This window comes from Pseudomonas sp. PDM20 (assembly GCF_014852575.3).
In the GTDB taxonomy this organism is placed as follows: Bacteria; Pseudomonadota; Gammaproteobacteria; order Pseudomonadales; family Pseudomonadaceae; genus Pseudomonas.
The window spans coordinates 3,212,971-3,228,047 of sequence record NZ_CM181224.1 but is presented as its reverse complement, the minus strand read 5'-3'; the positions used below and the strand labels follow the sequence as shown (position 1 = coordinate 3,228,047).

General features: G+C 63.7%; 15 protein-coding genes. 9 read left to right on the top strand and 6 right to left on the bottom strand.

Annotated elements, in window-relative coordinates; translation table 11 throughout:
• Positions 1 to 163: 163 nt before the first annotated feature.
• Complete coding sequence (locus IB261_RS14725; protein ID WP_192382419.1) at positions 164 to 1,345, top strand: MFS transporter; 1,182 nt, start codon at positions 164 to 166, stop codon at positions 1,343 to 1,345.
• Positions 1,346 to 1,626: 281 nt separating this feature from the next.
• On the top strand, positions 1,627 to 2,904 hold the full coding sequence (locus IB261_RS14720; protein ID WP_192382417.1) for an OprD family porin: 1,278 nt from the start codon (positions 1,627 to 1,629) through the stop codon (positions 2,902 to 2,904).
• Between the two features lie 90 nt (positions 2,905 to 2,994).
• Here IB261_RS14720 and IB261_RS14715 read toward each other — a convergent pair whose 3' ends face one another.
• Both IB261_RS14715 and IB261_RS14710 read right to left on the bottom strand, forming a co-directional pair.
• Positions 2,995 to 3,276 (bottom strand): hypothetical protein, encoded by a 282-nt coding sequence (locus IB261_RS14715; protein ID WP_192382415.1) that lies wholly within the window; start codon positions 3,274 to 3,276, stop codon positions 2,995 to 2,997.
• A 154-nt stretch (positions 3,277 to 3,430) separates the two neighbouring features.
• On the bottom strand, positions 3,431 to 4,381 hold the full coding sequence (locus IB261_RS14710; RefSeq protein ID WP_192382413.1) for a phospholipase D family protein: 951 nt from the start codon (positions 4,379 to 4,381) through the stop codon (positions 3,431 to 3,433).
• A gap of 247 nt (positions 4,382 to 4,628) precedes the next feature.
• On the opposite strand from IB261_RS14710, the gene IB261_RS14705 reads away from it, so the two are divergent.
• Positions 4,629 to 6,218, top strand: a complete 1,590-nt coding sequence (locus IB261_RS14705) for an ABC-F family ATPase (RefSeq protein ID WP_081519837.1) — start codon at positions 4,629 to 4,631, stop codon at positions 6,216 to 6,218.
• Between the two features lie 112 nt (positions 6,219 to 6,330).
• On the opposite strand, the gene IB261_RS14700 is transcribed toward IB261_RS14705, so the two are convergent.
• Positions 6,331 to 7,344 (bottom strand): alpha/beta hydrolase family protein, encoded by a 1,014-nt coding sequence (locus tag IB261_RS14700; RefSeq protein WP_081519836.1) that lies wholly within the window; start codon positions 7,342 to 7,344, stop codon positions 6,331 to 6,333.
• 199 nt (positions 7,345 to 7,543) lie between these two features.
• On the bottom strand, positions 7,544 to 8,152 hold the full coding sequence (locus IB261_RS14695; RefSeq protein WP_081519835.1) for an FMN-dependent NADH-azoreductase: 609 nt from the start codon (positions 8,150 to 8,152) through the stop codon (positions 7,544 to 7,546).
• Positions 8,153 to 8,283: 131 nt separating this feature from the next.
• Here IB261_RS14695 and IB261_RS14690 point away from each other — a divergent pair, with 131 nt between their 5' ends.
• Positions 8,284 to 9,189, top strand: a complete 906-nt coding sequence (locus tag IB261_RS14690) for a LysR substrate-binding domain-containing protein (protein ID WP_192382410.1) — start codon at positions 8,284 to 8,286, stop codon at positions 9,187 to 9,189.
• A 31-nt stretch (positions 9,190 to 9,220) separates the two neighbouring features.
• Here IB261_RS14690 and IB261_RS14685 read toward each other — a convergent pair whose 3' ends face one another.
• Both IB261_RS14685 and IB261_RS14680 read right to left on the bottom strand, forming a co-directional pair.
• Positions 9,221 to 9,931: a DUF1294 domain-containing protein gene (locus tag IB261_RS14685; protein ID WP_168190539.1), complete on the bottom strand. Its 711-nt coding sequence runs from the start codon at positions 9,929 to 9,931 to the stop codon at positions 9,221 to 9,223.
• Between the two features lie 17 nt (positions 9,932 to 9,948).
• Entirely contained in the window at positions 9,949 to 10,779 is an 831-nt protein-coding gene (locus tag IB261_RS14680; protein ID WP_081519833.1) for an undecaprenyl-diphosphate phosphatase, read from the bottom strand.
• 628 nt (positions 10,780 to 11,407) lie between these two features.
• Between IB261_RS14680 and fapA the strand changes: the two genes are divergently transcribed.
• From fapA to fapE, 5 genes are all read left to right on the top strand, one after another.
• The gene (gene fapA / locus IB261_RS14675) at positions 11,408 to 11,860 is read left to right on the top strand and encodes a functional amyloid chaperone FapA (RefSeq protein WP_081519832.1); all 453 of its coding nucleotides are present in this window, start codon (positions 11,408 to 11,410) and stop codon (positions 11,858 to 11,860) included.
• A 1-nt stretch (position 11,861) separates the two neighbouring features.
• Positions 11,862 to 12,440 (top strand): fibril amyloid subunit FapB, encoded by a 579-nt coding sequence (gene fapB, locus IB261_RS14670; protein WP_192382408.1) that lies wholly within the window; start codon positions 11,862 to 11,864, stop codon positions 12,438 to 12,440.
• Positions 12,441 to 12,495: 55 nt separating this feature from the next.
• On the top strand, positions 12,496 to 13,500 hold the full coding sequence (gene fapC / locus IB261_RS14665) for an amyloid-like fimbrin subunit FapC (protein WP_151187039.1): 1,005 nt from the start codon (positions 12,496 to 12,498) through the stop codon (positions 13,498 to 13,500).
• Between the two features lie 75 nt (positions 13,501 to 13,575).
• A complete protein-coding gene (gene fapD, locus IB261_RS14660; protein ID WP_192382406.1) occupies positions 13,576 to 14,256 on the top strand; it encodes a fibril amyloid maturation endopeptidase FapD in 681 nt (226 codons plus the stop codon).
• Between the two features lie 46 nt (positions 14,257 to 14,302).
• Positions 14,303 to 15,043: a fibril amyloid subunit FapE gene (gene fapE / locus IB261_RS14655; protein WP_081519829.1), complete on the top strand. Its 741-nt coding sequence runs from the start codon at positions 14,303 to 14,305 to the stop codon at positions 15,041 to 15,043.
• The last annotated feature ends 34 nt before the right edge of the window (positions 15,044 to 15,077 follow it).

Genomic DNA, 15,077 nt, shown 5'->3' with positions numbered 1-15,077 from the left:
GCGCAGGGCGCATAACCTGGATCAGGCCAAACAACGGCGGATAACGCTGACGCACCATTCGCCCTACGGACGGAGGATATTTCAGGTAGTTCGTTAGCTAGCTTTCCTACACGCCACACCCGGTCCATCATGTAGGACCACTCGCCGTACCGAACCGCAGCAGATGTCCGCCGATTCCCGCTCGTCCTCGTCCACCACCCTGCAAGTGGTGTCCGTCGTCCTTTTCACCTTCATCGCCTACCTGACCATCGGCATCCCGCTGGCCGTGCTGCCCGGCTACGTGCACAGCGACCTGGGCTTCGGCTCGGTGATGGCCGGCCTGGTCATCAGCATCCAGTACCTGGCCACCCTCCTCACCCGCCCGTACGCCGGCAGAGTTATCGACACCCTCGGCCCCAAGCGCGCCGTGCTCTACGGCATGGTCGGCTGCGCCGGCAGCGGTGCGCTGATGCTCGGCTCCTGGGCGATGCAGGGCCTGCCATTGCTCAGTCTCGGCCTGCTGATGGTCGCGCGCCTGGTGCTGGGCACCTCGGAAAGTCTGGTCGGCAGCGCCTCGATCGCCTGGGGCATCGACCGCGTGGGCGCGGCGAACACGGCAAAAGTCATTTCCTGGAACGGCATCGCCAGCTATGGCGCCCTGGCCATCGGCGCGCCGCTGGGTGTGCTGATGGTCGGCCAACTCGGGCTGGCCAGCCTGGGCGGCAGCGTGGTCCTGCTGGCCGCGCTCGGCTTCGCCCTGGCCTGGCCCAAGCGTGCCGCCGCTCTGCTGCATGGCGAGCGGATGCCTTTCCACCACGTGCTCGGCCGGGTATTGCCCCACGGCATGGGCCTGGCACTGGGCGGCATCGGCTTCGGCACCATCGCCACCTTCATCACGCTCTATTACGCCAGCCTCGGCTGGAAAGATGCGGTCTACTGCCTGACCGCCTTCGGCGGCTGCTTCATCGGCGCACGACTGCTGTTCGCCAATGCCATCAATCGTCACGGTGGCTTCCGTGTCGCTATCGCCTGCCTGTCGGTGGAGAGCCTCGGCCTGCTCCTGCTGTGGAGCGCCCCGACGCCCTGGATCGCACTCGCCGGCGCAGCGCTGACAGGCTTCGGTTTCTCCCTGGTGTTCCCCGCGCTGGGCGTGGAAGCCGTGGGCCTGGTGCCCGCTTCAAGCCGGGGTGCCGCACTGGGCGCCTATTCGCTGTTCATCGATGTATCCCTGGGTATTACCGGGCCACTGATGGGTGCCGTCGCCAACGGCTTCGGCTTCGGTTCGATCTTCCTCTGCGCCGCACTCGCAGCATTCAGCGGACTGATCCTCAGCCTCTGGCTGTTCCAGCGCTCGTTTGCTCGCTGAGCCAGTCACGCGGCAATCTGCCGCGACTTCGCCCATCCCCCGCGAGCCGCCGCGATCCGGCGGCCAAAACCGCTGATCAGGTAATCATGACGAGAGCATGACAGAGGCTGGACGAAAAAGTTCGAACCTCTGCTATCATCCCGCGGCGCCGGGGCGACCACGCCCCGAATACAACCAAAAGAATATGCCAGCACAGGACTCCACCTACCCCGATCACGCACTTCGGGGCGGAGAGCTTTTTTCTTTCTGTTCGCTGGCGCTGCACCATTAAGGAAATCATGATGCTGAACCACCGGATCAGTCTGCTCGCACTGGGGATCCTCGCGTCGACCGCCGCCATGGCCGAAGACCAGTCCACCGCCAAGGGCTTCACCGAAGACAGCCACCTGGACCTGTTCTTCCGCAACGCCTACATGAACCGCGACTACAAGCACGGTCGTGACGACAAGGCCGAGTGGGGCCAGGCCGCCACCGCGACCTTCACCTCCGGCTTCACCCAGGGCACCGTAGGCTTCGGCGTTGACGCGTTCGGCATGTACGCCCTGCGTCTGGACGGTGGCCAGGGCAAGAGCGGCGCTGCCGGCATCGACTTCTTCAAGCAGGGCGACAGCGGCGAAGCTGCCAACGACCTGGCCCGCGCCGGTGGCGCAGTGAAGGCTCGCTTCTCCAACACCGTGATCAAGTACGGTGACCAGATGCCGGCCCTGCCGATCCTCAGCTACGACAACTCCCGCCTGCTGCCGGAAAGCTTCACCGGCACCCTGATCACCTCCAAGGAGATCGAAGGCCTGGAGCTGAACATCGGCCGCTTCACCTCGGAAACCCGCAAGAGCGCCGAAGGGCGTGACAGCGGCGGCCTGAAGCGCATCGACGTGTTCGGCGGCAGCTACAAGTTCACCGACAACTTCAGCGGCTCGCTGTACGGCTACGAAAGCGAAGACGTCGCTCGCAAGCAGTACATGAACCTGAACTACGTCATCCCGGTGGCCGACAAGCAGTCCCTGACCCTGGACTTCAACGGCTACCGCACCCGTGTGAACGAAGACTTCGCTTCCGACAACGGCATCGACGGCACCAAGAACACCATCTGGAGCCTGTCGGCCGCCTACAACATCGGCGTCCACACCTTCATGATCGCGCACCAGCGCAACAACGGTGATTCCGGCTACAACTACGGCTGGTACCAGAACCAGGGCGGCCTGGGGGACGGCGGCACCACCATCTGGCTGGCCAACTCCTACTGGTCGGACTTCAACGGTGAAGACGAGCGTTCCTGGCAGGGCAGCTACAGCCTGGACTTCTCCGAGTACGGCGTACCGGGCCTGAGCTACACCGTGGCCTACGTCTACGGCGACAACATCAAGACCGCCGAGACCAGCAACGGCAAAGAGCGCGAAATCTTCAACCAGCTGAAGTACGTCGTACCGAGCGGCCCGGCCAAGGACCTGTCGGTCAAGCTGCGCGGTTCCTGGCTGCGCGTGTCCAACGACGCCCGCTCCTACAACGACGACGGCAACGAAGTGCGCGTCTTCGTCGAGTACCCGGTCAACATCTTCTGATGATCTGATCAGGCTCTAAGGAAAACGCCCCGTGGCATCGCTGCCACGGGGCGTTTTTCATTCTGGCGCCTTTCTTTCCAGGCAGGCGGTTCACTCCAGAGAGCGGCGTCTGTGCAGCCGGGGCATCGGCGGCAGCGCCATGCGCAGGATGTGGAAGCACAGCAGCAGGATCAGCGCGCCGGCCACGAAGGAGCCCAGACGCTGGGCCGGCTCGAGCGTGTCATTGAGCACGTTGAGGAACAGCATCGCACTGCCGCCCAGCATGCAGGCCAGCAGGAACACCGAGAGGATGTAGATCTTCAGCGTCAGCAGTCGCCAATGCCAGCGCATGCGGCGGCGGACGGGGACTTCATCGGGGGGAAGTTGCGGCATGATCCATTGCCTCCTGACAGGTTTCTGACGGACTCACGCAACTGCAGCATGCGACGTCGAGATATTGGCAGGATGCTAGCCATCATCGTGCAGAATGCCAAGTCGCACAGCTCGCGACCGTCGGGTCGCAGGCTGTGCGCCGATGAATGGCTGCTTAGCGCACCACACTATTGATGTCGTGGCGATTGAGCGAAGTCCGCATTTCTTCGTACCACTCCGGGATCACGTCCTTCAGGCGCTCCTTGGCGTCCTCCAGCTTGAACGGCTGGGTGTAGCGCTTCTTGCGGTAGGAGTAGATGTAGTAGGTGCCGTCGCGGTAGAGGATGCGGTCGAAGGTGTAGAAGCCGATGTGCGTGCCGTTGCAGCGTGCGGTCAGCACCATGTCGCCCTCTTCGTAGGGCAGCACGCCTTCGGCGCACTCATAGGTGAAGAACTCGCGCACGTCGTCCCAGTCCACGCCATCGCTGCTGGCATGCAGGAAGGCTTCGGCCTTCTCCTCGGAGTCGTCGGAATGGTCGCTGTACCAGATGAACAGCGGGATGCTCTGGTTGGTCTCGTCGCCCAGCCAGCTCTCGCCGTCCAGGTATTGCGCACTGCGCGCGAGGCTGGCCTGCACGCGGCGGTGACTCTGGCGGTATTCCTCCAGCTGCTCGTCGAAAGCCGGCGAATCCTCACCCAGCACCACGCCTTCCATGCCCTTGATCTCGGCCACGCGCGCCAGGTACTCGGCGTAGAGCGCCGCGTCCTGGATCACGGTGCAGGTGTCACGGGTGAGGCTCAGGCCGATTTCGGTGAAGTTGGCGCTACCCAGCACGACCACGTCCGGCTCGATCAGGATCAGTTTCCAGTGCACGCTGTTCTGCGCGCGGAAGTCGACGTGCAGGGTGACGTTGGCGCCGGCATCGCGGACGCAGTAGTCGATGAAGTCCGGCGAGCTGAACGAGTTGATGGTGCCCACCAGCAGATCGAGGCTATTGCCCTTCTCCACCAGGGTTTCGATCAGTGACTCGGTTTCACTGGCGGAGGCCGAGACCACGGTAATCAGCTTGCCGCTGACCTGCTCCAGGTAATGCCTGAGCGAATGTTGAGCGTTTAGGATTTTCATACAGCCCCCACCAGAATTCTGAACACCGAATTCTGATGCAGGACCATGGAGGGTTTCAACTGTCTGATCTCGCCATACGCCCGCATCACGGGCGCTGCAGCGGCAAAGCATGCAGCGCAGGCCCGGCTGTGGCATAATGAGCGGCTTTGCCAGGCGCCTGTCGGCCTTCTTCGACAGCGCATGCCTTCCCTGCCCGCCCGCGCCGTCCGCGCCCGGCGCGCACCATGTCCAGCCAAGGGTCAGTCAGTTGATTTCCACCGCCAATATCACCATGCAGTTTGGCGCCAAGCCGCTGTTCGAAAACGTTTCCGTCAAGTTCGGCAACGGCAACCGCTACGGCCTGATCGGCGCCAACGGTTGTGGCAAGTCTACCTTCATGAAGATCCTCGGCGGTGAGCTGGAGCCTTCGGGCGGCCAGGTAATGCTGGAAAACGGCGTACGCCTGGGCAAGCTGCGCCAGGACCAGTTCGCCTATGAAGACTTCAGCGTGATCGACACCGTGATCATGGGCCACGAGGAACTGTGGAAGGTCAAGGCCGAGCGCGATCGCATCTACTCCCTGCCGGAGATGAGCGAAGAAGACGGCATGGCCGTGGCCGAACTGGAAGTCCAGTTCGCCGAGTTCGACGGCTACACCGCCGAATCCCGCGCCGGCGAGCTGCTGCTGGGCCTGGGCATTCCGCTGGACCAGCACTTCGGCCCGATGAGCGCGGTCGCTCCGGGCTGGAAGCTGCGCGTGCTGCTGGCCCAGGCGCTGTTCTCCGATCCGGACCTGCTGCTGCTAGACGAACCGACCAACCACCTGGACATCAACACCATCCGCTGGCTGGAAAACATCATCACGGCGCGTAACAGCACCATGATCATCATTTCCCACGACCGTCACTTCCTCAACAGCGTCTGCACCCACATGGCGGACCTGGACTACGGCGAGCTGCGCCTGTTCCCGGGCAACTACGACGAGTACATGACCGCGGCCGAACAGGCCCGCGAGCGCCTGCTGTCGGACAACGCCAAGAAGAAAGCCCAGATCGCCGAGCTGCAGACCTTCGTCAGCCGCTTCTCGGCCAACGCCTCCAAGGCCAAGCAGGCCACCAGCCGTGCGCGCCAGATCGACAAGATCCAGCTGGAAGAGGTCAAGCCGTCCAGCCGCGTCAGCCCGTTCATCCGCTTCGAGCAGCACAAGAAGCTGCACCGCCAGGCGGTGACCCTGGAAAAGGTCAGCCAGGGCTTCGACGGCGGCTCGCTGTTCAAGAACCTGAGCATGCAGGTGGAAGCTGGCGAGCGCATCGCGATCATCGGCCCGAACGGCATCGGCAAGACCACCCTGCTGCGCACCCTGGTCGGCGAGATGGCGCCCACCGCCGGTGAAGTGAAGTGGACCGACAGCGCGGACGTGGGCTACTTCGCCCAGGACCACGCCGAGGACTTCGAGGACGACTACAACCTGTTCGACTGGATGGCCCAGTGGACCCAGGGCGGCGAGCAACTGGTGCGCGGCACCCTCGGCCGCATGCTGTTCTCCAACGACGACATCAAGAAATCGGTGAAGGTGATTTCCGGTGGTGAACAGGGCCGCATGCTGTTCGGCAAGCTGATCCTCAAGCGCCCCAACGTGCTGGTGATGGACGAGCCGACCAACCACCTGGACATGGAGTCCATCGAGTCGCTCAACCTGGCGCTGGAAAACTATCCGGGCACCCTGATCTTCGTCAGCCATGACCGCGAGTTCGTGTCCTCCCTGGCCACCCGCATCATCGAGCTGTCGGAAAACGGCGTGACCGACTTCAGCGGCACCTACGATGACTACCTGCGCAGCCAGGGCGTGATCGTCTGATCACTGCCTTGATGCAATGAAAAAGCCCCGCCAAGCGCGGGGCTTTTTCTTGGGTGTTTCTCGGCAGGCGCGGACGTGGCCGCTCCTGCAGGAGGGGGCGCATCGCGGGGGATCAGCGCCCCGACGTCTGCATCGTCGCACTGCCCAGGCTGACGTCGAAGAACTCCGCCGCCGAGGCCGCGAGGTCACGGTGGATGGCCTTGCGATCCAGGTGCTGGGTGTCGGTGCACAGGTCCGGGGTAGCTTCCACCTCCTCCTCCGAACAGGGCGACATGAAGACGAAGTGCCCTGCCCCATCCAGCACCCGCAGATCCGCCTGCTGCGGCAGTTTGCGAGCCAGCGCGCCGGCATTCTTCTTCCAGTCGAGGATCTGGTCATCGTTGCCGGTGTAGAGCAGCACCGGCACCTGCACATCTTCCAGCTCATGGACGCCATACATCAGGCTTAGCGGCGCGAGCAGGAGCAAGGCGCCGATGCGCGGATCGGCCATGGGCACCAGGTCGTTGCGATCGGCACGCACCTCGCCCTTCTCGCTGCAGGCGTCGGCGTCGTCCGGGCGCTCCTGGCAATACTTGATCAGCCGCTCCAGGCGCGGCTGGGCGCCGGCCAGGATCAGCGCCGTTTCACCCCCCGCGGAATAGCCGATTACCCCGACCTTGCGCGGATCGGCAATGGCCGCGACCTTGGGGTCGAGCAGCGCGGCACTGAGGGTTTCCGACACCTGCAGCGGCCGCCCGTAGAGGTTGCTCTTGGCGCCCAGGCGGCTGTGGTCATGCAGGTTGTCGCCGGGGTGCAGCAAGGTCACCACCACGAAGCCCTTGCGCACCAGCGCCGCGATCAGGTCGCGGTGGGCCAGCGGCGTGCCGTAGTTGCCGTGGGACATCACCAGCAGCGGGAAGCGGCCGTTGGCGGTCTGCCCCTCGTAGGCGACGTCGAGGATGAAATTGCCCAGGTGCAGGGGCTGTTCGGGCGCGCGCGTGGGGTAGAAGGCGATGGCCTTCATCGGCTGCTGGTCCAGCGGGTCGCTCACCTGCAGGCGGTGAAAACCCACGTTCCAGCCCTGTGCCGCCCAACTCGCGGTACTGAAGGTAACGAGCAGCAGGAACCAGAACACGCGCCTCGCCATGGTGCAGTTCGCTCCGATTTGTCTCCGGATCAGGCGCCACGAGGCTTGCTGGTGAGTACAGAGGCCGTCGGACGCCGCCTGGAGGGAACCTCTGCATAGTACGCGCCAGTGGGACTCGCTCCGTGCCCGCAGACAGGCGGTACCGACCGGGCACAAAAAAGCCCCGCATCGGCGGGGCTTTTTCTTCTGCTGGCAGCAATCAGGCGGCAGCGAACTGGCTGGCGATGCTCGCCTGGGCGCCTGCGATGGCGTTGCGGCGCGGCTCGTCACCGTAGGCAAGGCCCTCAGCACGAACGACCTCGATGTCGGTAATGCCGAGGAAGTTCAGCACCAGCTCCAGGTAGCTCTCGTGGGCGATGCCAGTCGGCTGGCCGGCGTGGATGCCGCCCGCAGTGGAGACGATGATCACTTTCTTGCCGCCTGCCAGGCCTTCCGGGCCGTTCTCGGTGTAGCGGAAGGTCTTGCCGGCGACGGCGATACGGTCGATCCAGGCCTTCAGCTGGCTGGGGATGGAGAAGTTGTACATCGGTGCACCGATGACGATGGCGTCGGCGCCGAGGAATTCCTCGATGCTCTGCTCGCCCAGCGCGGCTTCATGCTTCTGGGCAGCGTCGCGCAGTTCGGCCGGGGTGCCGGCGGCAACCAGGCTGGCGGAGGACAGGTGGCTGATGGCGTCGGCGGCCAGGTCACGGTAGGTGACTTCGACGCCCGGCTCAGCGGCGGCCCAGGCAGCAACCAGTTCGGCGCTCAGTTGGCGGGAAGTGGAGTTGTCGCCGAGGATGCTCGAGTCGATGTGCAGCAGTTTCATGTGTGTTCTCCAGGAAAGGTGCCAAGTGGGTTGGCGGAGGAATTCGTCGTTGAAGGCAAGACTACGCATGTAGCCAATCTTCGATAAGTCGGCAAAAATGCAATGATTCGTCTCACCAGCAGGACAATCCCATGCAGGACCTCAATGACCTCTTCTACTTCGCCAAGGTGGTGGAAGCCGGCGGCTTCGCGGCCGCAGGGCGCCTGCTGGGTCTGCCGAAGTCGCGCCTGTCGCGGCGTGTAGCCGAACTGGAAGCGCGCCTGGATGTGCGTCTGCTGCAGCGCACGACCCGCAAACTCGCGCTGACCGACCTGGGCGAACGCTATTACCGGCACTGTCAGGCGATGCTGGTGGAAGCCGAGATGGCGGATGAAGTAGCGGCGCAATTGAGCGCGGAACCGCGCGGACGAGTGCGCCTGTCGTGCCCGGTGGCGCTGGCGGAGACCTCGCTGAACGAGATGCTGCCCGGTTTTCTCGCAGCGTATCCGCAGGTGAACCTGGAGCTGATGCTGACCAACCGCCGCGTCGACCTGCTCAATGAAAGCATCGACGTCGCACTGCGCGTGCGGGCACCGGGGGATGAGGACCTGTCGCTGATCTCGCGGCGCCTGCGCCTGGCGAAGACTGAGCTGGTGGCCGCACCGTCACTGCTCAAGGGCGTCAAGCTGCGTGCGCCGGAGGACCTGGCCGCCCTGCCCGTCCTTGGCGCCATCGACAACGATCGCCGCGTGCACATGAAGCTGACCGGCCCACAGGGCGAGGTGAAGGAAGTGGCCCTGGAGGCGCGTCTGGCGGTGGAAGACTTCAACCTGCGCAAGAATGTGGCACTGGCGGGACTGGGCGTGACGCTCCTGCCGCTGCACTACTGCACCGAGGAGCTGGAGGATGGCCGGCTGGTGCGCGTGCTCCCCGCCTGGAGCGAGCCGGAGGCCTACCTGCAGGCGGTATACCCTCACCGGCGCGGCATCCTTCCGGCGGTGCGGGCGCTGCTCGACTATCTGCAGGAAGGCTTCTCGAAGGACGACTGGCCGGTCTGACGCCGGGCCAGTCCCTGAATGGGATCGCCGATTACGCGGGGTTGACGCCCAGACCCATGAGTGCGCCGATCCAGTTCAGCAGCCGGCCGCCACTGAGCCAGTCGATCCAGAACAGCTGGTGCAACACGACGATGGCCCAGAACACCAGCTGGAAGGACAGCTTGCGGGTCTTGTGGCGAAACACCTGCTGGGCAAGGAAAGCACCCGGCCAGCCGCCGAGCAGCTCCAGCAGGTGCAGGCTCTGTTCGGGAGTTCGCCAGTCGTTGCGCTCGGCGCTGCGCTTGTCACGCCAGTAAGCGAAAAAGGCCAGGACGCTGAAGACCGGATAGAGCAGCAGGAACCAGACGAAGTAGGCCTCCTTCAGCCAGAGCACCGAGCCGATGACGGGCAACGCGAGCAGCACGCCGAGGACTGCCAGCGCCTTGCCCAGAGAGCGCTTTGGCGCACTGGGGAAGGCGACTTCACGGCCACTGCGAGCGCGCTCGCGGGTGGCTGTCGCGGCGGGCTTGCGGCGAATCGCCGGGGTATCGATGGCCAGCCCGGCAAGGCGGGCATGATCGGCGCGGGGACGGCCGTCCTTGCCGGTGCCTTCGACGTAACGCACCTGATCACCCGCTTCCGGGCGGCGGTCGCCACGGAAGTCGGAGATGTGCAGGAAGACTTCCTTGCCGCCGGCCTGGGGGCGGATGAAGCCGAAGCCCTTGTCATCGTCCCAGCGGCTGATGGTGCCGTTCTTTTCCACGTTCACTCACTATCGGATCAGGGTTTGACGCTGCTCCAGTCGATCAGGGCGAACTGCCAGGTCGCCAGGATCAGCAGGCCGAACACGATACGGTACCAGGCGAAGGCCGCATAGCTGTGGTTGGCGATGAACTTGAGCAGGCCGCGCACGGCGATCATCGCGAAAATGAAGGAGGTGACGAAGCCGATGGCGAAGACCGGCAGGTCCGAGGGCTGGAAGATGTCACGGTACTTGTAGCCGGAGTAGACCGCGGCCCCCACCATGGTCGGCATGGCCAGGAAGAAGGAGAACTCGGTAGCTGCCTTGCGCGACAGGCCGAACAGCAGGCCGCCGATGATGGTGGCGCCGGAGCGCGAGGTGCCCGGAATCAGCGCCAGGCACTGGCAGCAGCCGACCTTCAGCGCTTCCTTCCAGGTCATGTCGTCAACGGTCTCGGCGTGGACCACGTGCTGGCGTTTCTCCGCCCAGAGCATGATCACACCGCCCACCACCAGGGCCACGGCCACGGTGATCGGGTTGAACAGGTAGTGGTGGATGTAGTCGGCGAAGGCCACGCCCAGGATCACCGCCGGGAAGAAGGCGATCAGCAGGTTGATGGTGAAGCGCTGCGCCTTGCGCTGGGTGGGCAGGCCGCAGACGATCTCGAGGATCTTGCGGCGGAACTCCCAGACCACCGCCAGGATGGCGGCCAGCTGGATGATGATGTTGAAGGCTTCGGCACGCTCACCGCCAAATCCGATGAGGTCCGCCACGATGATCTGGTGGCCGGTACTGGAGATCGGCAGGAACTCGGTAAGCCCCTCGACCACGCCAAGAATGAAGGCCTGAAAGGCGCTCCACAGATCCATACTACTGTCCCCCGCGAGGCACGCTGGCTCGCACGTTTCTAATGGTTTTATCCCGCTGCCTGCTCCTGGCGCGTGAGCGCCGCAGCGGCGTCGGCATGCTAATGCATTGCCCGCGGATCGCTACGAAATTCACAAAAATTTCTCTTGCGCAGCGCGGGCAGAGGAAGCGTTGGCACTTCAGCAACAATGAGCTGCCTTTCGTCGCCAGGAAGATGCAGACAACCGCAATCCGGACGGGTTCGCGCCATCATGCAAAATGCCTAATTCATTGAAAAGCCTGCTGCACTCAAGTACCAGAAAGTCTACAAACGACCCGATTCTGTTAACGACGCGAAACACTCGACACGCCGCAAACGCTGACGGGCCATGCTTCGGGCCTTCCCACCCAAAGTTGTGTATCAGCCGCGCAACAGAATCCGCCTCTCCCGTGATACGGGCCGCGTGCTAGGGCCCGCGCGCGGCTTTCGTACGAACGTCCTGTATCAGCGCCGAGACATCCGCTCCGTGATGGCTCACATGGCCTTACGCCATGTCATTGATTCTCAATAGCTGATTAAAAGCGGCACGGCCCCTGCTCCACCTTGGTACCGCTGGTTAGGGCTCAGCGCACCAAGAAGGAACCGCCATCATGGGGACCATCGACTCACGGATAGTCGGCATTCTCGTCACGCTCGCTTGCGGCGCGGCCAGCGTCCCGTTGTGTCCGCTCGCACAAGCCGGCGACGGCACCATCGTCCTGCAGCGCCAGGTGCAACCGCGCGTTGCCACCCGGCCGACCGACATTCCCGACCCGAACCCGATCACCGTCAACCCGAACATTTCCGACCAGATCGTCCGCCAGACCGGCAATGCCGAACTGAGCGACAGCGATTTCGCCGGCGTCACCAGCGGCTCCAGCCTGCAGCGGCACATCCTGCCCGGCGGCCAACTGGTGGGCATGGACAACGGCGCCAACCAGACCCTCAACGGCAACGGCCTGGGGGCTGGCGCGGCTGGCGGCGGCGCCGGCATCTCCAACTCGGTGAACCGCACCGTCCAGCAGGGGCTCTCGCCCCTGCGCATGCTGACGGGGGACCGCTGAGATGAACGCCCGCCTGCTCGCTCCTCCACTCCTGCTCTGCAGCTTCACGGCCCTGGCCGCTGATCCTTCGACGGTCAACAACGCCAGCATCGACAGCGCCGTGCGCAACTACCGCGGCGTCGCCAGCGTGAACCAGGCCGCCGGTGACTCCCAGCAACAGGCCAACGGCCGCGCCATCGCCATCGGCAGCAATGCCCAGGCCACCACCCAGTTCCGCCAGGCGGTCAACGCCAGCGTCGATCTCAACCAGGCCGCGTCCGCCAGCATCACCGGCAACGCCTTCACCAACGGCAACGGCGCACTGGGCGTGAACCAGGCTGCCGGGGCTGCCAACCAGCAAGTGAACGCCATGCGGATCAGCGTCAGCGCCATTCCGCAGAGCGTCGATGACAGCGTGCTTTCTCAGCAGAACGTCGCGCTGCCAGTGAACTCAGGCTCGAAGGACTCCACCACGGGTAGCCGGCAGGTCGTCACCAGCGACCAGGCCTTTGCCGGCAGCCGAGGTGTCGTCCAGATGAGCCAGAGCGCCGGGGTCGGCAATCGCATTGCCAACACCCTGAGCATCCGGGTCGCGGATTGACCCAAGCCAACTCCAATAACACTAAACACGCCAAACAAAGCAAAGGAGATACACCATGAAACCAAGAATGGCTCTGAAGCCTCTGGTTTTCGCTGTTGCAGCGGTCATGGCTGTAGCAGTGCAAGCAGATAATCGCGACAACGACCGGGGTCGTGGCCATCACGACAACCATGGCCATCATCACCAGCAACCCAAGCCTCCGTACGATCCCTACAAGGACCCGCGGATCGATGCAGGCGCCAGCGCCACGGTGGAAGACACCCAGGAGAGCAGCGACAACACCGTGGTGAACATGGGCACCAAGAACAACGCGACAGTCGACGGATCGTTGGGGAACGCATCCGGCAACGTGGGCGTCAACGTCGCCGCTGGCGACATGAACCAACAGGCCAACGCTGCCGCCCTGGCGACTGCCGATGAGAAGTTCATCTTCGGTACCGCCTATGCGTCAACTGAAGTGACCCAGAACAACACGGACAACCAGGCCTGGAACTTCTCCACCACCAACAAGGCGTCGCTGAACAACTCCGGCAGCAACTCCTCAGGGAACATCGGCATCAACATCGCCTCGGGCAACTACAACCAGCAGAAAAACGACATGGCAGCCGCCGTGTCCGGTGGTCGTAGTGCCGACTCCTACAGTGGCGCCACCCAGACCTCCAGTGGCAACACCGTGGGCAACGTGGCCTTCCTGACTTACGAGAAGGAAACCTTGCGCTCCACCTTCAGCGCCCATGGCACCTACAAGGGCGCAGGCGCAGGCTACGTGGTCGACGAGTCGGGCCGTGGCGGTCATGACGACAGCCGTCACAGCGGTGGCAGCAAAACCGACAAGGATCCGCTGTTCTTCGTCGAAGCTGGCACTGTTGACCTGAGAGGCCAGGCCACCTATCAGGTGCTGATCCCCACCGGCTGGAAAGACCCGGTGCGCAACGATGCCTCCATCAACAACTCGCTCAACAACGTCTCGGGCAACCTGGGCGCGAACGTTGCGGCTGGCGTAGGCAACCAGCAGAGCAACTCGCTGTCCATCGCCGCAGGCTGCAAATCCTGCCTGTAAGCGAACTGGCGTAGCACCTGGAGGCTCCGGCGACGGAGCCTCCTTCTCCTAAGGCCACCCCAAGGCGTCACGATCATGCGTACGTCCGCCCTGCTTTTGCTCGCCCTCTTCAGCCTCACGACGCAGGCCGCGCAACTCCCCTTCGCCACCCTTCCCGGCGGGTCGATGGCCTACAAGCACGTCGAGAGCATCCGCGAGCGCAAGTTCAGCAACCTGGTCCAGCAGAAGACCGACTTCAGCTGCGGCGCCGCCGCGCTGGCGACGATCCTCCGCCAGGCCTATGCGCTGGACGTGGACGAGGAATTCGTGATCAAGGGGATGCTCGTCCGGGCCGACCCGGACCTGGTGCGCACGCAGGGCTTTTCGATGCTCGACATGAAGACGTATCTCGAAGGCATCGGCATGCGCGCACGCGGGTACCGAATCCCGCCGGCGTCTCTGGAGAAGCTGACGATCCCGGTGATAGTGCTGATGGATATCCGTGGCTACAAACACTTCGTCGTGATGCAGCGTGCCTATAAAGGCTACGTCTATATCGGCGACCCGGTGCTGGGCCACAAGCGCTTCACCCAGGAAGATTTTCTCAAAGGCTGGAACGGCATCATCTTCGCCGTCATCGGTCCGGGCTACGAACAGGCCAACGCCCTGATGAACCCGCCCGACCCACTGACGGCCAGGGACCGAATCAATGCGTTCAGCCCGGTCAAGGATGCAGAGCTCATGGAATTCGGTTTCATCCAGAGCGACTTCCTCTGAGACCGCACAAGAATGGAAGGCAGGAATCCTTCCGGGGAGAACCCTAATGAAAGTGATCCCGCTGCTTGCCGCCACCTGCATAGTGGCCTGCCTGCCGGTCCAGGCGGAAAGTGTCTTCAAGCCGATCGAACTGAAGGATCATGAACTGGCCCAGCTGCGCGGCAAATACGTGATGCCGGGCCGGGTCATCAGTTTCGGCATCGTCATGAGCAGTACCTGGAAGAACGCCGTGGGCGACAACATCGGCGCCAAGGTCAGCATGCAGATCCAGGAGTCCACCATCAAGCCGCAGTTCTACGTCACCACCATCGACGAGAAAGGCAGCGGCGCGGCACCGGCCGCAGGCACCGGTACCGTCACCGGTGGCGCCGGACTCAACCAGACCCAGGGCGTCACCCAGAGCGTTCGCGCCGCGGGTGATTACAACACCGCTTCCAATAACGTCAGCATCGACGTGAAGGAAGCCAACCAGGCCCCGCCGGTAGCAGCCCCACAGGGCACGCCACTGGACGCCACCCCTGTCACCGCCAGCAATGCGGCCGGCACCGTCAGCGTGTCACCGAGCAACGGCGGCGTGCAGATGGCGATCAATGCCAACGGCCAGGGCGCCGCCATGCAGCAACTCGCCGCCGGCGGCCTGCTCCAGGCCGCGCAGATGGTGGGTGGGAATAATGCCGTCAACAACCTGGCACAGCTCAGTGTGGTACTCAAAAACAACCTTCCGTCGTCTGGAGCGCTGGACTGCAATCTCGACCAACTCAAAGGGCTTCGCACCATGGGTATGTGATCTACGCTCCAGTGCGACTGTGAGGTCCAACCTA